The 20,839-nt window shown below is 66.3% G+C and carries 18 protein-coding genes, 1 tRNA gene and 1 pseudogene; 9 read left to right on the top strand and 11 right to left on the bottom strand.

Annotated features, from left to right (window positions below; all coding sequences use genetic code 11):
• Positions 1–203 precede the first annotated feature (203 nt).
• The 5 genes and pseudogenes from CP556_RS12475 to CP556_RS26640 form a co-directional block, all read left to right on the top strand.
• On the top strand, positions 204–866 hold the full coding sequence (locus tag CP556_RS12475; protein ID WP_098725918.1) for a class I SAM-dependent methyltransferase: 663 nt from the start codon (positions 204–206) through the stop codon (positions 864–866).
• 104 nt (positions 867–970) lie between these two features.
• Entirely contained in the window at positions 971–1,600 is a 630-nt protein-coding gene (locus CP556_RS12470; RefSeq protein WP_098725917.1) for a phosphoribosyltransferase, read from the top strand.
• A gap of 213 nt (positions 1,601–1,813) precedes the next feature.
• On the top strand, positions 1,814–2,851 hold the full coding sequence (locus tag CP556_RS12465) for a class I SAM-dependent methyltransferase (RefSeq protein ID WP_098725916.1): 1,038 nt from the start codon (positions 1,814–1,816) through the stop codon (positions 2,849–2,851).
• Positions 2,852–3,011: 160 nt separating this feature from the next.
• Positions 3,012–3,085 (top strand) — tRNA-Thr (locus CP556_RS12460).
• A 518-nt stretch (positions 3,086–3,603) separates the two neighbouring features.
• Positions 3,604–3,951: pseudogene (locus CP556_RS26640) on the top strand (hypothetical protein); the annotation flags it as partial.
• Here CP556_RS26640 and CP556_RS12450 read toward each other — a convergent pair.
• Genes CP556_RS12450 through CP556_RS12440 form a run of 3 tightly spaced genes read right to left on the bottom strand, consistent with a single transcriptional unit; the run spans position 3,948 to position 6,013 of the window.
• Complete coding sequence (locus CP556_RS12450) at positions 3,948–4,652, bottom strand: energy-coupling factor transporter transmembrane component T family protein (protein ID WP_098725915.1); 705 nt, start codon at positions 4,650–4,652, stop codon at positions 3,948–3,950. The pseudogene CP556_RS26640 and the gene CP556_RS12450 sit on opposite strands and share 4 nt — an antisense overlap.
• Before the next feature lie 58 nt (positions 4,653–4,710).
• Positions 4,711–5,415 carry an energy-coupling factor ABC transporter ATP-binding protein gene (locus CP556_RS12445; protein WP_098725914.1) on the bottom strand — a complete coding sequence of 235 codons (705 nt, stop codon included), beginning with the start codon at positions 5,413–5,415 and terminating at the stop codon, positions 4,711–4,713.
• 10 nt (positions 5,416–5,425) lie between these two features.
• Positions 5,426–6,013, bottom strand: coding sequence for a biotin transporter BioY (locus CP556_RS12440; RefSeq protein WP_098725913.1), 588 nt, complete (start codon positions 6,011–6,013; stop codon positions 5,426–5,428).
• A gap of 310 nt (positions 6,014–6,323) precedes the next feature.
• On the opposite strand from CP556_RS12440, the gene CP556_RS12435 reads away from it, so the two are divergent.
• A complete protein-coding gene (locus CP556_RS12435) occupies positions 6,324–6,545 on the top strand; it encodes a hypothetical protein (protein WP_098725912.1) in 222 nt (73 codons plus the stop codon).
• Positions 6,542–11,203, top strand: a complete 4,662-nt coding sequence (locus CP556_RS12430) for a DUF7282 domain-containing protein (protein ID WP_098725911.1) — start codon at positions 6,542–6,544, stop codon at positions 11,201–11,203. The genes CP556_RS12435 and CP556_RS12430 overlap by 4 nt, the downstream gene beginning before the upstream one ends.
• Positions 11,204–11,289: 86 nt before the next feature.
• Here the strand turns inward: CP556_RS12430 and CP556_RS12425 are convergent, their stop codons facing one another.
• Positions 11,290–11,580 carry a DUF7545 family protein gene (locus tag CP556_RS12425; RefSeq protein WP_098725910.1) on the bottom strand — a complete coding sequence of 97 codons (291 nt, stop codon included), beginning with the start codon at positions 11,578–11,580 and terminating at the stop codon, positions 11,290–11,292.
• Positions 11,581–11,697: 117 nt separating this feature from the next.
• Between CP556_RS12425 and CP556_RS25970 the strand changes: the two genes are divergently transcribed.
• Positions 11,698–11,841 (top strand): DUF7557 family protein, encoded by a 144-nt coding sequence (locus CP556_RS25970; protein ID WP_176548180.1) that lies wholly within the window; start codon positions 11,698–11,700, stop codon positions 11,839–11,841.
• A 117-nt stretch (positions 11,842–11,958) separates the two neighbouring features.
• Here the strand turns inward: CP556_RS25970 and CP556_RS12420 are convergent, their stop codons facing one another.
• A complete protein-coding gene (locus tag CP556_RS12420) occupies positions 11,959–12,426 on the bottom strand; it encodes a DUF5799 family protein (protein WP_098725909.1) in 468 nt (155 codons plus the stop codon).
• A gap of 170 nt (positions 12,427–12,596) precedes the next feature.
• On the opposite strand from CP556_RS12420, the gene CP556_RS12415 reads away from it, so the two are divergent.
• Positions 12,597–13,073, top strand: coding sequence for a universal stress protein (locus CP556_RS12415; RefSeq protein WP_098725908.1), 477 nt, complete (start codon positions 12,597–12,599; stop codon positions 13,071–13,073).
• 86 nt (positions 13,074–13,159) lie between these two features.
• On the opposite strand, the gene CP556_RS12410 is transcribed toward CP556_RS12415, so the two are convergent.
• The 6 genes from CP556_RS12410 to CP556_RS12385 all read right to left on the bottom strand — a co-directional run bounded on the left by CP556_RS12410 (position 13,160) and on the right by CP556_RS12385 (position 20,719).
• Positions 13,160–14,098, bottom strand: coding sequence for a biotin--[acetyl-CoA-carboxylase] ligase (locus CP556_RS12410; protein WP_098725907.1), 939 nt, complete (start codon positions 14,096–14,098; stop codon positions 13,160–13,162).
• A gap of 103 nt (positions 14,099–14,201) precedes the next feature.
• Positions 14,202–15,182, bottom strand: coding sequence for a tyrosine--tRNA ligase (locus CP556_RS12405; RefSeq protein ID WP_098725906.1), 981 nt, complete (start codon positions 15,180–15,182; stop codon positions 14,202–14,204).
• A 125-nt stretch (positions 15,183–15,307) separates the two neighbouring features.
• Positions 15,308–15,595 (bottom strand): HalOD1 output domain-containing protein, encoded by a 288-nt coding sequence (locus CP556_RS12400; protein ID WP_098725905.1) that lies wholly within the window; start codon positions 15,593–15,595, stop codon positions 15,308–15,310.
• Positions 15,596–15,896: 301 nt separating this feature from the next.
• Positions 15,897–16,676: a 4-phosphopantoate--beta-alanine ligase gene (locus CP556_RS12395; RefSeq protein WP_098725904.1), complete on the bottom strand. Its 780-nt coding sequence runs from the start codon at positions 16,674–16,676 to the stop codon at positions 15,897–15,899.
• Between the two features lie 54 nt (positions 16,677–16,730).
• Positions 16,731–19,637 carry a DUF1508 domain-containing protein gene (locus CP556_RS12390; RefSeq protein WP_098725903.1) on the bottom strand — a complete coding sequence of 969 codons (2,907 nt, stop codon included), beginning with the start codon at positions 19,635–19,637 and terminating at the stop codon, positions 16,731–16,733.
• 254 nt (positions 19,638–19,891) lie between these two features.
• Entirely contained in the window at positions 19,892–20,719 is an 828-nt protein-coding gene (locus CP556_RS12385) for a pantoate kinase (RefSeq protein WP_098725902.1), read from the bottom strand.
• Between the last annotated feature and the right edge of the window lie 120 nt (positions 20,720–20,839).

Raw genomic sequence — 20,839 nt, 5'->3', positions numbered from 1 at the left:
TGGATTGCGGTTCGCTAGTCGCTCACCGCAGCCCAGCGCGCGCCACCGCCGTCGGTTGATCGATTGAGCTGAAACGTACTCACTATCCTCTCTGCCGATCAGGACACCGATCGATATCGTCCCGAAACCGATCGCGACGAGTTCGAGCACCGACGGGAAAACGAGTTTTAGTCAGGTCACCGTCCGTTAGGCCGAGTGGCACGATGACAGACAGTACTCCACGGTGCGCCGCGGGCGATCGGACGATCTCACACCCCGCGTTCGCCGCGCTGTACGATCGATTTATGCCGGATCGGTTTCTGATCGGCCCCCACCGCGAGTACCTCGCGGCCGACCTCTCCGGTCGCGTTCTCGATCTCGGCGCGGGAAACGGCGTGATGATTCCGTACGTAGCTGCTGCCGGTGACGACCTCGAGTACCACGCGATCGAACCTGATCCGAACATGCGACGCCGCGCCGCCCGCGAGGCGCGGGGAACCGGCCTGGAGGTTCACCTCCGCGGAGACCGCGCCGAGTCACTACCGTACGCCGACGACAGCTTCGACGTCGTCCTCTCGAGTCTGGTCTTCTGTACCATCGCCGACCCCGAGACGGCGCTCGAGGAGGTCGCGCGCGTCCTGCGACCGGGCGGCGAACTGCGCTTTCTCGAGCACGTCCGTAACGACGGCTGGCGGGCTCGAGCGCAGGACGCCCTCACGCCGCTGTGGGAACGCGCCGCGGGCGGCTGTCAGTTGAACCGCGAGACGGTCGAGCGCTTCGTCGGATGCGACGCGTTCGACGTCCTCGAGATCGAGCGAGTCAGCGTCGGGGTGTTCCCGGTGACGCCGATCGTTCGCGGCCGGCTTCAACGGCGACGTGACCCGTAACGCTCGATCGCTCGGCGAAATCGGCTCTGGAACGGCTATCGGATCGCGTCGGCGTGTGCGGCGCAAACGCGTAGTGCATTGATACCGTACTGCCGGCCAGAACCATGTTCGACGACAGAACTGACGCCGGCGAACGCCTCGCAGCGGAACTCGAGCGCCGCGACCTCGCGGTCGACGTCGTCCTCGGGATTCCTCGCGGTGCCCTGCCGGTCGCGCGACCGGTCGCCGACGCTCTCGAGGCCGACCTCGATGTGGTCGTCGCGCGCAAGATGGGCGCGCCGCAGAACCCCGAAGTGGCGCTCGGCGCGGTCGCCAGCGACGGCAGCGTCTGGGAGAACGACGGCCTGATCGATCGACTCGACGTTTCCGAGGAGTACCTCGAGGAGATCCGGGCCGAGGAAGCCGAAAACGCGCGCGAAAAGGCCGATCGCTACCGCGATACGGACGGGCTACCCGACCTGCAGGGGAAGCGAGTCCTGATCGTCGACGACGGCGTCGCGACCGGGGCGACCGCGACGGCCTGTCTCCGACAGGTGCGAGAGACCGGTGCTGAGTGGGTCGGCCTCGCCGTTCCCGTCGGCTCCCCGCGGGCCATCGATGACCTCGAGCGCGAGGCCGACGCGGTGATCGCCCTCCAGACGCCCGCGGATTTCCGTGCCGTCGGCCAGTACTACCGGACCTTCGGGCAGGTGAGCGACGAAGAAGCGCTCGAGTACCTCGCTCGAGAATCGTGAAATGAGATGCCGATCGATATCGAAAAACCATGGATCGCTTGGACTGACCGACTGACGTTCGGTGGCACGCGCTTCCATTCACCTACGTAGTCAATTTTCTTGGCTCCCGTGCCCAGCAGCGAGGAATTGCTATAGCGCCTTTTGGTTTATCGGGACGAATGCCGATCGACACCGAAACGTCAGCGTTACGGCGGCGCGCCGGCCAGTTCGCGTATGGAAGTGCCGTGCGTCCGCGTCGCGCGCGAAGCCGGGGAAGCGACGCGCTCGTCGCTCGCCGATGCGGACCTGATCGACGACACCTACGAGATCAGCGTCGAAGACGGCCAACTCTACATTCCGATCACCGACCCCGACGCTGCGTCAGCGGTGCTCGAGGAGTGCGAGATCGTTCCCCGGACAGTCACGGAGCGCGAGCAGCAGACGACGCCCGCGGATCTCCTTGCGTTCGACCCCACCTACGAGCGACTCGGCGAGGCCGCGCTCATCGACGAGGACGATCCCGAACGCGCACGCGAGATCGCCGATGCGATCCTCGAGTCGGATCTCCCCGCGGAAACGGTACTGAACAAGGCTTCGAAAGTCAAAGGCGAGACGCGCGTGCGCGACTGGGAATTGCTCGCCGGCGAGAACACGGAGGTCGTCCACCGCGAGTACGGCTGCGAGTTCGCACTGGATCTCGCGACGGTCTACTTCTCGCCGCGGCTCGCGACCGAGCGCCACCGCGTGGCCGAGCAGGTCAGCGAGGCCCAACGGGCCTCGGAAAGTGCGAGCGGGCAGGGCCCGCGAGCCGACGGCGAGCACGCGTTCGATATGTTCGCCGGCGTCGGCCCCTTCGTGATCCCGTTCGCGAAACGCGGCGCGACGTGCGTCGGCGTGGACATCAACGCCGAGGCGATCGACTACCTGCGCGAGAACGCCCGCCGAAACGGGGTCGCGGACCGCGTGACCGCCATTAACGACGATGTGCGCGAGGTGGCCGCCGAATACGAAAACTGGGCCGACCGGCTCGTGATGAACCTCCCCCACAGCGCCGACGACTTCCTCGAGTCGGCCGTCACTCTGGCCGGCGACGACTGTACCCTCCACTACTACGACATCCAACACGAGGACGACCCGTTCGGGCCGGGCGAACGCGCGATTCGCGCGGCCGCCGAACCCGAGTACGCGGTCACGGTCGAAACTCGCCACACCGTCCGGTCCTACGCTCCCCACGAGCTGAACGTCTGTCTGGACGTCCGCCTCGAGCGGTAATCGGGAGGGACGAAGCCAGCAATCTGACACGTACTCCCATCACACGAGCGCACCGATTCGCAATCCTTATGGCTGGTATCGGTCCTACAAATGAATGCACTCGCGCCGGTGTTGAGGCGACGGTCGTCGCCGATGCACGGGACACGAGCAAAGAGAGTGTGCCGGTGTAGCTCAGACTGGCAGAGCGAATCCTTCGTAAGGATTAGGTCAAGGGTTCAAATCCCTTCACCGGCTCTTTTGGCGACGCACATCACGAACAGAGTGACGACTCGAAGCGGCTTACTGTTCAGTGGACAACGTGAGAAGCGGATCCAGGGGGAGTAACTCGGGACGCTGGTTCGCTACGTCCAGCAATCGATTTCAACGAGGATCTTGTTGTCTTCGGGTTGACGCCTCATTCGGGCTGGGTTCCGCCGAGATCACTGTCCGGCAGCCAACGGTGGCATGAGCGTCCGATGAAGCTGTGAGCGACTCGAGGCTCGAGCTACTGCCGCGATCCGGCCGACTCAACCGGGGCTAATCGCCAGCCAGCGCCCGTGGTAAATCGCATGTTGCGATATCAAATAGAGTGTTCCCGTGATCAAGCGGCTATCGACGGAGGAGTGCGGCGAAATCTCGAGTGACGGTTCTACCGCGTGCTCGAGCGTCTCGAGGTGGTCGTGGACGGTCGCGGACCCCGTGCCGCCTCGTTCATTCGTTGGTGTATCCCTCGATCGGGCGACACAGTCGGTCCGGCGGCGGCGCGCCGGTAGACCACCGAGGTCGGGGACACGACCATCGAGACCGTCTCCACGCCCGGCCATACGACGGGCATGACCACCTACCTGACGGCACGTCCACCGCGCCGGTCAGTGACTCGTCACGACAAGTGATTACCATGGATGAAGAGGAGTTCGTCGAGCTGGTCCTCTCGGACATGCCGCCACGGTCGGCCAACTACGAGATATCATCGCGACGAGCCGCGGCGGAACGCCGTCGACGACGAGGAAGCGTTCTCGCTCGAGTTCTCGATTCCAGGTAGCGAAGATCGTCCCGTTCTCACCGCACGCGCCGTATCCGGCGTCTCTGTTGGACGTATCGTTCGAAACCGACCGAGCTAGACGAACGCCGAGAACGCGAGAGCGACGGCGATCACGAGGACGGGATAGTCAATATACGAAAAGGAGAGCGGCGGGAGCGTGGGATTCCACGCGAAACACCGCGCCTGTAGTGCAAGCGAGAGTCGGTCCGCTCGGTCGAACGCCCGCGTCAGGCCGAGGATCCCGATCGTGCTGGCGCGGTCGACCGCGCTCCGTTCGGTCCCGAGTCGGGCGGCCATCGCCTCGCGGATCGTCCGGAGATCGCCCTGCAAGACGGGCAGAAACCGAAAGACGAGCGCGACACCGATGCCGAGGAGCTGACCAGGTTTCCCGGGAATCGTCAGCTGAATCGCCGCTCGAGAGTCCCGAACCGGCGTCGAGCGGACGTAAGCCGCGCTGACGAGCAGGATGAGCAGGACGCGGTAACTCGCCAGCCCCGACGCGGTGGCGTCGGCGGTGTCGAACCAGGGAGCACCTAGGGTTACGCCCGCGATCAGCGGGGCGAGCGCGAGGATGAGCAGCGCGAATCGGTAGTCGACGAGCGTCCGTCGGATCGAAACGTGCGCGCTAAACAGGACGATCGCCGTCACTGCGGAGAGGACGGCCAGCGCTCGCGGCGTCGTGTGTGCCAGCGCAGTCGCTGCGAACCCGATCTGGACCGCCAGCTTCGTCCGGGGATCGAGTCGGTGTGCGAGCGTTGCGTCGGGTTCGTAGGTCAGCACCGCTTTCCTCCGATGTCCGTCGCGGACAGTGGCGGTCGTCTCGGGTCTGTCATCGCGATCACCGACCCGGAACCCGGATCTCGAGGCCCTGGAATTCCGCCAGCGCCGCCACAGGCGGTCCGTCAACGGCGACGCGGCCGTCCTGCATGGCGATGATGCGATCCGCGAGTCCGCAGACGTCCCGGAGGTCGTGGGTCGCGAGCAGGACGCCGGTGCCGTCGGCCGACAGCGACTCGAGGCGCTCGAGCACGGATCGGCGGGCGGGCTCGTCGAGCCCGGTGAAGGGTTCGTCGAGGACGAGGTGGGTCGGTTCCATCGCGAGCGCGCCAGCGATCGCGACGCGGGACTGTTCGCCGCCCGAGAGTGCGTCGATTCGATCGTCCTCCCGACCGGCCATGTTCACCGCCTCGAGCGCGGCGGTCACCCGGCGGTCGATCTCCCGTCGCTCAAGCCCGAGGTTCTCGGGGCCAAAGGCGACGTCCGCGCCGACGGTCGCGGCGACGAACTGATCGCGAGGGTGCTGGAAGACCATGCCCACGCTCGAGCGCGCGGCGATCAGATCCTCTGCGACGGGCGTCCCGTCGACGAGAACGTCGCCGGAATCGGGCTCGAGGAGGCCGTTGCAGTGGCGCAACAGCGTCGTCTTCCCGCTGCCGTTGCCCCCCGCCAGGATGACGAATTCGCCGTCGTCGATCGAGAGCGTGACCGCCTCGAGAACGGGAACGTCCTCGAACGCGTAGGAGACCGACTCGAACTCGATCATCGTTGCCTCGTCACGATCGAACCGGCGTGATCCGGCCGGATCTGACGATAGCGACTGCGGCGGTCATCTTGACGATCTCAGCCGGAATGAACGGGATCGCGGCGACCGTAACGGCTTCCCAGAGCGTTATTTCGGCCACCCAGGACATATACACCGATCCCATCGCGTAGATGACGATCGTCGCCGCGACGAGCGCACCCACGACGACCGTGAGCGACACGTTGCGCAGATCGCGGAGCGCCGTCCCGCGATGGACGATGACGCCGATCAGGGCTGCGGCGATCGGATACGACCACAGATAGCCGCCCGTGTTTCCCAACAGGACACCGATACCGGCGGTCATGTTCGAGAACACGGGAACCCCAGCGGCACCTGCCGTGAGATACAGCAGGAGCGAAAACGCCCCCCAGACCGGACCCAGAACGAGTCCGGCGAGAAAGACGAACAGTACCTGAAGCGTGACCGGAGCCGGCGAGAGGGGATACGGGATCCCAACCAGCGCTGTCACACCGATCAGCGCCGCGAGCACCGCCGCTCGAGCGAACTGCCGGACGACGGTGTCGTCCACGAGATCGACCGAATTCCGTTCCGTTGCCATACACTCGTTCTCTCGTAAACCGGGATCAAAACTTCGGTTTCCGAAGGCAGATGGCGTCTTATTGACGTATCTTCTCGAGTCGATATCGGTCCGGTATCGGCTCGAGGGTGGGTCGAAGAGCGATCGAAACAGCGCGCTTCCTCTCAGTTTCGGTGACGGTGGGAGCCCCCTGTGGGCTCGCCGGTGGTCGCGGTGTTCGGGCGTCGGTCCGTCGTTTCTCCTCGAGAGAACCGGGTAATAGCTGATTGTCTCGTCTCGCTAACCGAAACGACCGGCGGTCTTATGCTGTAATTCGGCCCGTGGTGGGAAAATGCGAATTGGTTGTGCTGCGGCTGGCAATCGAGGGCACTACGCGGCGAGTCCCGACGCGGCCGATTCGGGGGTTCGACGGGAAGCAGCTGGGGACGAACGGAAGCGGGGTGAGGACGGGGGCGAGTCGGAGTGGTGGCGTGCTGAATCCGGATCGCCGAAGGCGGAATCGAAACCGGCGGGCGGAACCGACCGTCCCGCTCGCGGAGTGATCGCGCGATGAGACGCGGCCGAACGACCGTTGTCGTCGCGCTGGTCGCGGCCGCGATGGTCGGAAGCGTCGTGGCGCTGCCCGCGTTGAGCGGTGGCTCGGACCCGCTCGACGTGACCGACGGTGCGACCACCGAGACGGCAAACGATCCGGCAGCCGCGGGTGAGTCACAGGCCGCGCTGGAGGCGGGCGCTGCCCAGACACAGAACGCTAGTTCGGAACTAGTGGCCTTCGAGGAGGCCGACGCGACGGATGACGACGGGACGAACGCGCAGGCGGCAATCCAGGGAGATTCCGAAGCCGCCGTCGAGAGCGGCGTCGAGGAAGGGGTCGAACTCGTCCAGTCACAGGGGATCGAGGTGACGCAGGAACAGCGAGCGGCGGCGCTCGAGGGGGCGCGGTCGTCGGTCGCACAGCACCAGTCCGTCGAGGCCGAGCAGGTGCAGGCGGCGACGAAGGGTGCGGTCCACGGCTCGCTGATCCAGTCCCAGTCGGTGAACGCCACCCAGATTCAGTACGCAGTGGGTGGGGCGACCGACGGCGGACTCTCTCAGTCCCAGTCGGCCAATGTGACCCAGCTACAGAGCGCGACCTGGGGCGCGACGCACGGCGCTCTCGCACAGAGTCAGAACGTCAGCGTCGAGCAGATTCAGGCCGCAACCAGAGGCGCGGCCGCGGGTGCCACGAAGGAAGCTGGCGCGAGCGACGTCGGCAAAGCGCCGCACGTCCAGGAGGCCGCCCAGGGCTCGGCCTACGGCGTCCTGACGCAGTATCGGTCGATCACGGTCGAACAGCGCCAGCGGGTGACGCTCGAGCACGTCCAGCACGCCGCCGCCGGCGGTGCGGCCGGGTCGCTCGCGGGGAGTTCGCCTGCGGCGCTCGAGGGAGAGCAACGAGTCGACGCGCGACAGGAACAGCGCGTCGATGTCGAGCAGCGCCAGCGGGTGACGATCAAGCAGATTCAGAAGGCCGCGGCCGGCGCGTCGAAGGGGGCACTCGTCCAGAAGCAGTCGGTGTCGGTCGAGCAGACGCAGGCGGCCGCCCGCGGAGCCAGCCGGGGCTCGTTGAAGCAGGTTCAGTCCGTCCGCCTCGAGCAGTCCCAATCGACCCGCCTCGAGCAGCGCCAGCGGATTTCGATCACGCAGGTCCAGGAGGCCACCTTCGGCGCGGCGAAAGGTGCTATTTCGCAGAGCCAGTCGGCGACCGTCGAACAGATCCAGGCAGCCGCCGACGGGAGCGCGGGCGGCGTGCTCGTCCAGCGCCAGTCGATCTCCATCACGCAGATCCAGTACGCCGCGGTCGGTGCCGCCGAGGGGGCGGTCACGTCCGCGATCCAGCGGCAGGAAGTGACGATCGAGCAGATCCAAGCGGCCGCGTTCGGTGCCGGTGAGGGCGCGGTGACGCAGACGCAACTCGTCGAGGTCACGCAAGTCCAACGACTCGCACACGGGGGTGCAAGCGGCGCTCTCGTCCAGGCGCAGTCGGCCACGGTCGCGCAGATCCAGATCGCGGCGCGATCCGCCTGTCAGGAGACGGCCCACGCCGTCCAGTCCCAGCGGATCAGCATTACGCAACTGCAGCGCCTGACCCAGGAAAGCGCGTCCGAGGCGACCGCCTACGCGGTGGGAGAAGAGACCGACGACGTGACTCAGATCACGCAGCACGTCGATATCACGGTCACCCAGCGACTCGAGACGATCGACCGGATCGAGGGGACGGCCTCGATCGATGTCCCCGATCAGGAGTCCGACGGGGAGCGGGTCACTATCGAAGACGCGTCGCTCTCCGAGGGCGGCTTCGTCGCGGTCTACGAGGGACTCGCCGTCGACGCCGATCCGGACGCCATCATCGGCGTCTCGGAGTACCTCGAGGCCGGCGACCACGAAAACGTCACGATCGAACTCGACGAGCCCCTCGAGGAGAACGGGTCGATCGTGGCGGTCACCCATCACGACACGAACGACGACGGAACGTTCCGGTACGCCGAGTCCGACGGCGACGAAGACGTGCCGTACGTCAGCGGCGCTGGCGCGCCGGTGATCGACGGCGCGTTCGTGACGGTCACGGACGAGCCGGATGAACCGGACGAGGCGACCGCGACGCTGTCGGTCGCCGATCAGCGGGGTGACGGCGAAACGCTCACCGTCGACGAAGCGAACGCCTCCGTTCCCTACGCAGTCACCGCGTCATACGACGGCGAGACGACGGAGAGCGACAGGTTCGCGGCCGGCGAGGCGGTATCGAACCTCTCGCTCGAGCTCGAGCCGCCGCTCGAGGCGAACGCGACGGTCAATGTCTCGGTCGTCGATGAGAATGGAACGGCGCTCGCGAACGACTCTCTCGAGTACACGGTGGCGAACGACACCGGGGAGAACGAGACTGACCCCGAGGCGTCCCTCTCGGTGGACAACCAGACGGGCGACGGCGGGACCCTCACGGTCGACGCGGCGAGCGCGTCGGTGCCGTACGTCCTCGCGGCCGAGTACGACGGTGAGCGAGTCGAAAGCGACGAAATCGAAGCGAACGCGACGGTTTCGGACGAGGTCCTCGACCTCGAGCCGCCGCTCGAGGAGAACGCCACGGTCGACGTGTCCGTTCGCGCCGCGGCCGACGACGCGGTGCTGGCGAACGAATCCATCGAGTACGCGGTCGAGGAACCGGATCCCGACGAGCCGACGGCGAACCTCTCGGTGGCCGACCAGACCGGTGACGGCGAGACGCTCACCGTCACGCAGGCCAACGCGTCCGTCGAGTACGCGATCACCGTTGCCGACGGGAACGGAACGCAGCTCGCGACGAGCGAGACGTTCGGCGCGAACGAGACGATCGGCCCCGAGGAGTTCGACCTCGAGCCACCCCTCGCGGAGAATACGACGCTCGAGGTGGCGGTCGTCGCGGCCGACGACGGAACGCCCATCGAGACGGCGGATGTCGACTACACGGTCGACGGCGCGCCCGCGGGATTCGACGTGGAGTTCGTGAACTGCCAGCGAGCGGTCGTCACCGCATCGCTCGAGGAGGGCGATCGGGTCGCCGCGAGCACGTGGTTCTACACGTCCGGCGGCGTCGGGGACACGATCGCGGAGGACCTCGTCACTGCCGGTGACGAGATCCCGGCCCCCTATAACGGGACGATCGTCTTCGAAATCGGCACCGAGCGCGACGTCACCACGGACGGCGAGCAGGTGATCGTCGAGGTGCCGGACTACGGCACCTTCGGCACGTACATCTCGGGAATCAGTTCGCCCGAGGCCGCCCCCGTTGGCGGTATCGACTATCCGAACCCGTCCGAGGCGTGCAATGAGGAAGTGCGCCCCGAACTGCCGTCGATCGCGCTCGAGGAGACGACCCCCACCGAGGACGGTATCGACGTGACGTTCAGTTATGAGAACCCCAACGACGCCTCGATGGGCGCGAACAGCCGGTTCGTCGAGGGGAACACGACCGATCAGCCGCCGTCCGGATTCGAACCGGGCCAGCAGACGTTCACCGTCGAGTGGACGCCCGAGAGCGACGACGAACGGCTCGTCTGGGAGGCCGACTTCTCGAACTTCGGCTACGAGGAGCCGATCACCGCCGAGACGCCGACCGCCGGCGAGATCGAGCCGTCCGACCCCGCTGCGTTCGGCGTCTCGATCGCGGGCACGAACAGCCCGGTCGAACGGGGAGAGTCGCTCGAGGTCGAGGCCGACCTCGAGAACGTCGGCGGCGAGGACGGAACGCAGACCGTCTCGCTCGCGATTGGCGACACCACCATCGACGCCACGTCGGTCTCGCTCGAGTCCGGCGAGACGGAGACTGTGTCGTTTACGGCCGAAACGGACGGTATCGAGCCCGGCGAGTACCCGCTCACGGTGTCGACCGCGAACGAGACTGCGGAGACGACGGTGACCGTCGAGGAACCCCCCGCACCCGCGGCGTTCGGCGTCTCAATCGCGGGGACCAACAGTCCGGTCGAGCAGGGTGAGCCCATCGCGGTCGAGACGGTGATCGAAAACGTCGGCGATCGAGCGGGGACACAAGCTCTCGAGGTTGCCGTCGACGGCGTTCCCAGTGACCCGATTCCCGTTACGCTCGAGTCCGGTGAGACGCAGACGGTCACGCTGAATTACGGGACGGCGGACCTCGAGCCCGGCGAATATATCCTCTCAGTGTCGACCGAGAATCAGACGGCTGAGACAACGGTGGCCGTCGATGCGGTCCCGGAGGCCGGCGCGCAAGCGGACGGAAACGGTGAGACGGGGCCAGACGGTGAAGCCGAGACGCCACCCGAGCCGGAACAGCCGACCGAACCCGAACAGCCGGTGCCACCCGAGGAGCCGGAGCCCGAACAGCCGGAGCAACCAGAACAGCCGGCACCCGAGCAGCCGAACGAACCCGGTCCAGACGCCGACTCCGAGCCGGTCACTGACGGGAACGAACCCGCGAACGAATCACCACCGGAGCCGGAAACGAATACGAGACCCGCCGAGACGACCGATGGCGGAGCGGCTGAGACGGCCGACGATGAAACGGCTGAGACGACCGACGGAGGGACGGCTGAGACGGCCAACAACGGAACAACCGAAACGACCGACGGCGGAACAACCGACGCGACCGACGGCGGAGCGCCTGAAGCCACCGAAGACGGAACTGCTGGAGCCGAAGACGAAACCGCCGGAGCCGGATAGCGGTCGCTCACTGTCCGATCGCTAGCGATTGTGCTCGAGGGGAACTGCTACGAAGAAATCGCGGCTGTGATTCGGCTCTCGGACGCTCAGTGCTGATGACCGGTCGCTTCGCCGAACGTGACGCCGAAGCGCTCCTCGAAGAGGTCCATGACTTCCGCTTCCTGCGCCTCGAGTTCCTCGTCGGCGTCCTCGCCGTGGTGGACGATGTGGTGGGCGCGGCTGGCGAAAGACAGCAGCATGACGTCGCCGATCGTCTCGGCGTCGGTCTGGTCGCCCTCGGCGACCAGGTCGACGAGACCGGACGGAATCGTGATTTCGTCGGTCGCGCCGTCTTCGGAACTGATCGAGAAGGTCGTCGTCTGGACTTCGTCGCTCATACACTGACGGTCGGGAAGCGTGCCTAAAGGTGCTGTGACTCGCGCCGGACCCGTGCGCGACGCCGACCCGTCGAGGCCCCCGTGGCGTTTTTGCCACTCGCCGACCGAATTTCGGGTATGCCATCCGTCGAACTCGACGAGGAGACGATCGAGCGGTTAGAGGCACTGCGCGTCGAGGACGAGTCCCACGACGAACTCGTCACCGAACTCATCAACATCTACGAAGCGAGCGAGTACACGATGTTTCACGCCGGGGACTGAGCAGTAGTGATCGGTGATCCGCGGTGTGTGGCGATCGGCGACGATTCGCGACAGTGATCTGTGATCGGCGATGATCTGCGCCGGTGATAGCGGCGGCCGAAACTCGACCGTCCGCCGCTACTGGCCGTCCGCGGCAGCGTGACGAGCCGTTTCCCATTTCCCCTTCGATTCGAGGTGTGACTGGAGTTCGTCGGCGTACTCCTGTGTGAGCCGTTCCGCTGCCTTCCGCTGTTTTTTCTCCGAGGAGCCACCGTCGCCTCCCATCCCGAGTGCGCCCATGATCGAGTCGAACACCCCGCCGCTTGAGGAATTCTGACCGGCGTTCCCGGCTCCCGCGCCCCCCATCGCGCCCATCCCGGCCTGGACGTTCTCGAGTTCGGGGATGACCCCGTCGAGTTTGTCCGTGTTGGCGACGATCCGCGCCCGATCGGGATCGTCTGGCTGTTCGATTTCGAACTCCGTGGCGGTCATGATCAGGCTCCACTGCTGGTTGGAGAAGCGCGACTGCTGGATCCGCTCGGAGAACTCCTGATCGACGGCCATCCGCTCGCCGACGATCCGATCCGTCCACGGGTTGTCACTCATGCCCCCCGATTTGGGCGGCGGCTGTATCAGCGTTTCCCCTCCCCGATTTCCGATCCGTCGACAGCACGGAGCGATCCGCAACTCGCTCGAAAAACGTCACTCAACCTGACCCTCTCACGTGTCAGGATAATGTTAATGTAGATTCCCGTTGTATGGTATCATATATCACTATGTACGACTCCATCCTCGTCCCGACCGACGGCTCTCGAGAGGTCGAACACGCACTCGAGTACGCGTTCGAACTCGCTCGCGCGCACGACGCAGCGATCCGCACACTGTACGTCGTCAACGCGGCCGGGTATGGCGGGCTGCCGATGGAAACTGCCCTCGACGGCGTCAGCGACGCGCTCCGCGGCGAGGGGCAAGCGGCGGTCGAGCGGGCCGAAGCACTCGCACCGGAGGACATCACCGTCGAGACCGAGGTTCGCGAGGGGGCACCGAGTCAGGTCATCGTCGACGAGGCAGATCCCGCGGAGTGCGATCTGGTGGTGATGGGAACCCACGGCCGCGGCGGGATCGACCGCCTCCTGCTCGGCAGCGTCACCGAACGGGTCGTCCGGCGCGCCTCGGTCCCGGTGCTGACGGTGCAGGTCGATCCCGACGAGGCGAGCGAACGCTCGGACGAGCGACAGCTCGCAGTCGAGTGAGAGTCGGACGCAGATGAGCTGTGACGAGGACAGTCGTCTCCCTCTTTTCCACGTAATTCGAACGCTCGAGACTGAATCGGTTTCGATCAGACGGGTCGCAAGTGTTCACAGTCTCCCGCAGCGACCGTCACTCGGCCGTCGTCGGTCTCGACCACGAGCGCCCCCGACTCGGTCACGTCGACCGCCTCACCGATGACTTCGCCCGACGCCCGATCGACACGCACGCGCTGGCCGAGCGTCAGTGCGAGGTCCCGCCACGCCGGAACGACGGCCTCGAGATCGGTCCGGTAGCGGTCGAACTCCTCGAGCAGGCGCTGGACGAATCGTCGGCGATCGACGTCGCCGGCCTCGTCACGCACGCTGGTCGCGCCCTCGGGGAGCGCGTCGGCGTCGAGGTTCGCGTTGAGCCCGATCCCGACGACGAGCCAGTCGACCCGATCCGTCTGTCCCTCCATCTCCGTGAGGATCCCCGCGAGTTTCCGATAGTCGCCGTCGTCGCTGACCGGGACGACCACGTCGTTGGGCCACTTGATCCGCGCGTCGACGCCCGCCTCTCGAGCCGCCGTCGCCGCGGCGACCGACGCCGCGAGCGTGTACAGCGGTGCCTGCGCGGGCGTGATATCGGGGCGCGTCACGACGCTCACCCAGACGCCGCCCGACGGCGCGGCCCACTCGCGCTCGAGGCGGCCGCGGCCGCCGGTCTGTTCGTCCGCGAGGACCGCCACGTCCGCCGCGCCGTCGGCGGCCAGTTCGCGCGCTCGATCGTTCGTACTGCCCACGGAGTCGTGGTACTCGATGGAGAACGGGGCCTCGAGTCCGAACTCGACTGCCGGCGCATTGTACGCCTCGACGGCCGCGAGTTCGTACCCGTTCGGGCCGCTCTCGATCTCGAAGTTCGCCTCGCGCAACGCCTCGATCTGCTTCCAGACGGCCGCCCGTGAGATATCGAGCGAGTCCGCCAGCTCCGGCCCCGATGCCGGCCCGTCCGCGAGCGCCTCGAGAACCGCTCGTCGCGTCTCGTTCATAGCCTCGCAAGGGGGCCGCCGGCACTTCAATCGGCTGGATCGTCTCCCGGCGGCGAGGGGCGGCAGAATAGCGAGCGGGTTCCGACCGAGAGATCCGTCGGTCTCAGGAGCGCAGTTCGCGCAGCTTCTCGCGGCCGGGCGCGATCAGTTCGTCGAGGGAGGCCGCGAGCGTCCCCTTCGCGTCGGCGGGGTGGAGTTCGCCCGACTCGAGGTCCGCAGCGAGCTCCTCGTACGACTCGTAGGTGAGATCGCCGCCGTACTTCTCGGGTCGCTCGACGACGACTTCGTCGAACCGCGGGAAGATGTGGTACTCGAACAGTTCGAGGACGGGGTTCTCGAGGTCGCCTTCGGGGTCCCGGGTCGGCGGGCAGAACGCCGAGTTGACCTTCTCCTCGAGGTCCGCGGTCGAGTCCTCCATCGAGATGGTGATCCCCCCGCTCGAGGACATCTTCCCCTCGCCGCTCGTGAGGTCGGCGACGATGGGGGTGTGGATCGCGGGCCGAACGTCGTACTCGAGTTCGGGCAGCTTCTCCCGCGCGAGCATGTGGACCTTGCGCTGGTCGAGCCCGCCGACCGCGAGATCGAGATCGAGATATTCGATGTCCAGGGTCTGCATCAGCGGGTAGACCAGATGGCTCACCTTCGCCGTCTCGTCGCCCTGAATCTCGGCCATCGCGCGCTGGGCGCGGTTCATCGTCGTCTCGCGCTCGAGGTGGTGCAGGTCGAGGGTGTACTCCTCCTCGAGCTGGAACTCGGAGCCGTAGACGAACTCGGTCTGGGCCTCCTCGAGGCCGTAGGCGAGGAACTGGGCTTTCATCTGCTCGGCGGTGGCTCGGATCTCCTCGAAGCTCCCCTTCTCGTTGAGGTAGGCGTGGACGTCCGCCAGCAAGACGACGACCTCCATCCCCGCTTCCTGGAGGTCGATGAGCTTGTTCGCGGTCAGGAGATGACCGAGGTGGAGCACGCCGGAGGGCTCGTAGCCGACGTAGGCCCGCTTGCCCTCGGGCTCGGCCGCGAGGTCGCGGACCTCCTCGTCGGTGACGGCCTCCTCGACGTTTCGCGTCAGTAACTCGTAGGCGTCCATGTGTGGACTGAAACCGGAGGAGGAATTTATACCTCCTGAATCCCGACTCGAGCGGCCGTCGAGGGCGGGAAGAGGGGACGGTTCCGGAACCGGCTCGACGCGGCCGCGTGCGGTTCCGGAACGCGTCAGGCTGTCAGTTCACGGACCGTCATCGTACCGTCCTGGTGGACGCGGATACGGTACCCCTCGTACGAAAACGCGACGTGCGCGTTCGCCTCGAGGGGTGACGGTGACGAGAAGAGACCGGCGATGAGGCCATCGATACGGTAGTATATCGGAGCGAGCTCCATCGGTTCGACGTCGTCGATGTCAGCGATGACTTCGACGAGTCGGGCCGCGGGATCCTCCCGGTCGGTGTCGAGCTGTCGTCGAATCACGCCGCCGTCAGCGGTAGCGTCGGTCAGTTCAGTCATCGGTATCGTGACTGTCAGTGTTCCCGACTGGTAACTATTGCACCGGCTACTGCCTGCCCGGCTACACGGCCCGCGTGGCCTGCGGCGGGTCACGTTTCGCTGGTTCGTGGATCCGCCATCCCTGCAGACACGTTCGTGGATCCGCCATCCCTGCAGACACGTTCGTGGATCCACCATCACTGCAGAGATGTTCGTCAATCCGACCAAGCGGGCCCCGATCGCGGAACGCGACGACGATCGAGGCTCCGTTCCACCGGCTATCACGGGGAACACTCCGAGAAAGAGAGAGCGAAACGGCAGTTTACAGATCGCCCGAACGGATCCGTTCCTCCGCCGCCTCGAGCGCCCGATCCCGGTCGAAACCCTCGATAACCGCTTGGAGTTCGGCCTCGTCGGCCGCCGCCAGCTCCCGCGCGTGCTCGGTGATGTTCGGCACTGCGCGGATGATGTTGTCGACGATCGGCACGTCGGCTACCTGCGGCGAGCGTGACAGCGGGTTGAGATCGATCACGATCTCGGTCTTACCCATCTCGTCTAACGCCTCGGCGCGGTCGCCGTCCTCGAGGGGGACGAGCACGACGTCGGCCTCGTAGATGCCGTCGGCGTCGACCTTCGAGCGCTCGTGGTCGAGGTTCGGAATGTGCGCGTCGGCTTCGAGCCCCTTGACCGCGTCCGCGCCGTGCTCGCGCAGGTGAGCGGCGATGGCCTCGATTCGCTCGGGCGTTCGATTGAAGAGGTTGACCTCGAGGTCGGCGTCCACGGCGTCGGCGAGGGCGGCCATCTCGCCGGGGACCAGCGCGGCGACGTTGCCGTTGATCGAGAGCACGGGACGGTCGGCGAGCAGGAGGTGTGCCGCGGCGGCCCGCTCCGCGTCGTCGGCGCTCGGAATCGTCTCCTCGCCCAGCAGATAGTCGAACGCGCTGCCCCGTCCCTCGGCGTGCATCCCCTGGAGGTGGGTGATCCCCTTCTCGACGCCCCGCTCGATCCGGTGGCGAGTAAGCAGGTCCTGGTATCTGGGGTGGTCCTCCGGGATCTCCTCCTCGTGCTCGACGTCGGCGGAGACGCTGTCGTAGTCGCTCACGAGTGGTGACTCGAGCCGTTCGATAAAAAGTCGACTGATACCGACGTCGCTCGGCTACTCCGTAAACGTGATCCAGCCGTCGGGCGCCTGCGCCTTCACATCGTTCATCGCCTCGCGGGCGTCCGTGCGGTTCGCGTAGGTCTGCGTGCTCTCCGCCATCGTCGTCCCGTACTCGTCGATCAGCTGCCAGACCCAGCCGTCGTCGGCGGTGTGCAACTCGAACGAAACGCTGTCGATCTCGAGGATGCTCGCGGACTCGATCAGGTCGCGAACGTTCTCGAGGGCATCGCGTGCGGCGTCGACCGTCTCGTGCGTTTCGGAGCCGGACGCGACGGTGCGGCCGTCCTCGTCGATGAGCCGCCAGCGCCAGCGCTCGTCGTCGTCGGCGACGAGTTCGAACGAGGCGACGTCGAAGTCGACGCGGCCGGCCATCGGCGCGAGCCGACGAACTGCTTCGATCGCGTCCAGCAGTTTGTCCTTGCTCGCAGTGGAGTCGACCGCCTCGGCGAGCACCTCGCGATCGCGGTCGACGAGTTCCCACGACCAGCCGTCGTCGCTGTCGAGGCGAATCACGGCATCTTCGATCGCGAAGATCGGCGCGTCGGGCGCGTGGGCCGTGAGGGCGTCGACGCCGTCGGTCGCCGCCTCGCGATCGGGGTAGGAGACGGTCGAGTCGGCAATCTCCGCTCGGTCGCGGTCGAGCAGCCGGAAGTGCCACTCGCCGTTGCCGTACAGCTGCACGGACACGTCGCCGATCGTGGAGCGACGAGCCGTTGCGGCGGCGTCGCGCACGTCGTCGAGACCATCGACCAGTTCGTCGCGAGTCGGATGGTCCTCGCCGTCGACGGCGACGGTGTCACCGGACGGCATGACGAACCGCCAGTGCCAGTCCTCCGTCGCGTACGTCTGGAAGATCGCCCGATCCATCGTCCGCACGTCGGAGTCGAGATACTCGAGCAGCCGATTCATCGCCTGGCGCGCGGCCCCGCGGGTGGGATGAGTCGCCGGGTCTTCGGCGACGAGCTTCCCGGACTCGTCGATGAGCCGCCAGCCCCACTCGTCGTCCTCGTCGACGAACAGCTCGAACGCTGCGGTCTCGATCTCGAGGAGTTCCGCGTTCGGTGCCTGCTCTTTCAGCGTCATCATCGCTTCGGCGGCCTCGCCGCGGGAGGTGTGTTCCTCGCCGCTGTCCGCGAGGACGTTCCCGTCCTCGTCGATGAGCCGCCAGCGCCACTCGCCGGAATCGGCTTCGTAGACCTGGAAGGCGGCGTTCTCGAACTCGATAAGCTCCGCTTCGCTGGCCTGCTGTCGAACCCGCTCGATCGCCGTCGTCGCCGTCTCGGCGTCGGCGTGTGGTTCCGTGCTCGCGGCGACGACGTCCCGGTCGTCGGTGACGAGCCGCCAGTGCCACGGACCGGTCTCGTCCGCGTCGGGCGCATCGACGGTCGTTCCGCCGTCGGCCGCGGGTTCGGGCTCTTCGACCGTCGCGGGGAGGTCGTCGTCCGGTGTGGACGCGGCACTGCCACCGGCGCTGGCTCCCGCTGCCGGATACACCTCGTACTCCGCGTCTTCGATCTCGACGACATCAGCGTCGCGGGCGTTCTCGCCGAACTGGTCGGCCCACTCCGCCGAGCCGTCGTGTTCGGGGGTCCCTTCGGGACCGCGCGCGACGACGTGCTCGCTCTCGTCGACCAGCCGGTAGCGCCACTCCTCGCCGGACTCGTAGAGCTCGTAGGTCGGTTCGCCGGCGACGGTGACCGACGCCGACTCGAGTGCCGAGAGCAACGCTTCGGCCGCCTTCTCGGCGTCGCGCCGGGAGTCGAACTCGTCTGTGCTGTTGGCGACGACCTCGTCGTCGGCGTCGACGAACCGCCAGGTCCAACCGTCGGCTCGCTCGCAGAGTTCCACGCCGATGTGCTCGACGTCGAGCACCCGCGCCTGGTCGAACCGTTCGGCGAACGTCTGGGCGGCCTCTTCGGCTCGTTCCTGCGTCGAGTGCCCCGTTTCGCTCGAGGCCAGCGGCGCGCGTTCGTCGTCGACCAGTTGCCAGTACCACTGGTCGCGTCGCTCCTCGTAGGTGAAGGCGGCACCCTCGATCTCGATCACGTCGGCGTCGGGGCCTCGATCCTTCAGGAAGCTCACCGACTGCTCGGCACCGTCGCGCTGATCGAATTCGCCGGCACAGGAGCCGACGATGGAACCGTCGTCCCGCGCGAGCGTCCATTGCCACGTGCCATCGCGGTCCTCGTAAAGCCGGAACGCCGAGGTCGTCAGCTCCATCAGCCCCGCGGAGCTGATCTGGGACTTGACGCGCTCGATGCCCTCCGTGGCGTCCGGCCGCGTCACGGCGCTCTCGTTGCTCTGGGCCAGCGCCTCGAGGTGGAGGACGTGCCACTTCCAGTCGCCGTTCTCGTCGCGGAAGACAGCGAACTGCGCGCTTTCCATCGCGTCCCCGGTGAGAATCGGCGGATCGTCGGTCTTCCCTTCCTCCTCGACGAACATCCCCTTCTGTCCCGTGAGCACGGGAACGAGCGCGGTCACGCCCGCGATGATTCCGATACCGAGCGTGTAGACCGAAATGACCTCGACGCTGTAATCGGTCCCGAGTTGTCGCCAGTTGTACGGATACGCCCACGCGAAAAAGCCGACACCCCCCAGTGAAATCAACAGTCCAACGAAACTGACCTGAATCCCCCGTCGACGGACCGGCAACATCAGGACGATTCCGAGCAGGCAGAACGCGAGCCCCGTCGCCGCCGTCACTCCGGAGATGCGGATGAGCGTGTAGGGGTTCCCTTCGCCCGCGTAGCCGACCACGAAGGTCGCAACGCCAGCGGCACCGATGATATACCCGACGATGAACAGCCAGTAGCCGTAGACGTCCTTGCTCGAGTCGGGCTCACCGACGTAGTGTTCGTACAGCTGAAATAAGCTTTGGTGAAAGTCAGTTCGTGAAGCCATTGTCAAACTTGACCGGATAACTTGAACGAACCATAATAAAGTTCTGGCTACCAATACAAAATCTGTCATGAGAAGACGGGGTCCCTCGAGTCGCACCGGCCACCGATCTGTGCCGATTCGTCGCGATCGAGTTACGCACTCTATCGTAGCGAAAACGACCACTATTCCCGATATCGGATACGTTCGGTCACCGAAACCGGGACCGAAAACGGTCACCGGACGACGAGGGGATAGCGACAGAGCGGAGCAGGTCCCTACTTGAGCACTGCACCGGCTGGATGCGTGGCACAGACCGAGGGCTCGTAGCCCGCATCGGATAGCCCCGTCCCGAGCGCGAAGACGGTTTCGCCGAGCATGGCCATCGACGCCTGTCCGCCGGCCGTCGAGACATCGGTGATCGCCTCCGAGACCTGTGTTGTCAGCAGCCCTGCATCGCGCGCGAACAGCCTCGAGGCGTACAGGAAGGAGAGCAACGTCGGCTCTTCGACGACCCGCGCGAGCGCTGCCTTCCCGGCGGCGGTCAGCGCCTCCGTATCGCCGGAGAGCACGTCGGCCGTCGAGCGTTCGCCGAACGAGATATATTCGACCCGTGCGCGGGCGGGAATCGCATCGAGTTCGTTGTGATGGGGTCCGCCGGGCTCGAGGCGGATCGGGACGCCACCGTGGGCCTGGGCAACCACGTCTCCGAGTCCCGTCCCGGCCTGGACCTCGGCACCGTGGGCGATCGTGACGAGTTCGTTCATCGAGAGCTTGCGATCGAAGACGCGGTTGGCCGCGAGCGCCGTCCCGAGTGCCATCGCTCCCGAGACACCGAACCCCGCTCCGAGCGGGAGTTGGGAGTTCGCCTCGACTCGAGCGGTCGCGTCGAGCGTCTCGAGGACGGTCGCTACCGGGTCGACATCGATTTCTGTCCCGTCGAGTACGACGGTCGTCTCCGTCGCTGGCTCGAGCGTTACGTCGACACCGTCCGTCAGCGTCAGTCCCGCGCCTCGTGAGCCGGCTTTCGTCGGATCGTCGTCTGGATGGGCACTGAAAAAGCCCGTGACGTGGCCGGGGACGAACGCCGTCGCCTCCTCGCGCATTACGCCTCCGCTTTCGGCCGGAACGATATAACGTTGAAGATTCCGTGATCGCCGACGGACTCGCGGTGCGAGTCGGTTCGATGTCCCGATCCGCAGCAAGCCGATCGATAGCCGGTCGCG

It is taken from the genome of Natrinema sp. CBA1119 (genome assembly GCF_002572525.1).
GTDB lineage: Archaea > Halobacteriota > Halobacteria > Halobacteriales > Natrialbaceae > Natrinema.
This window is presented reverse-complemented; position numbering and strand designations above follow the sequence as displayed.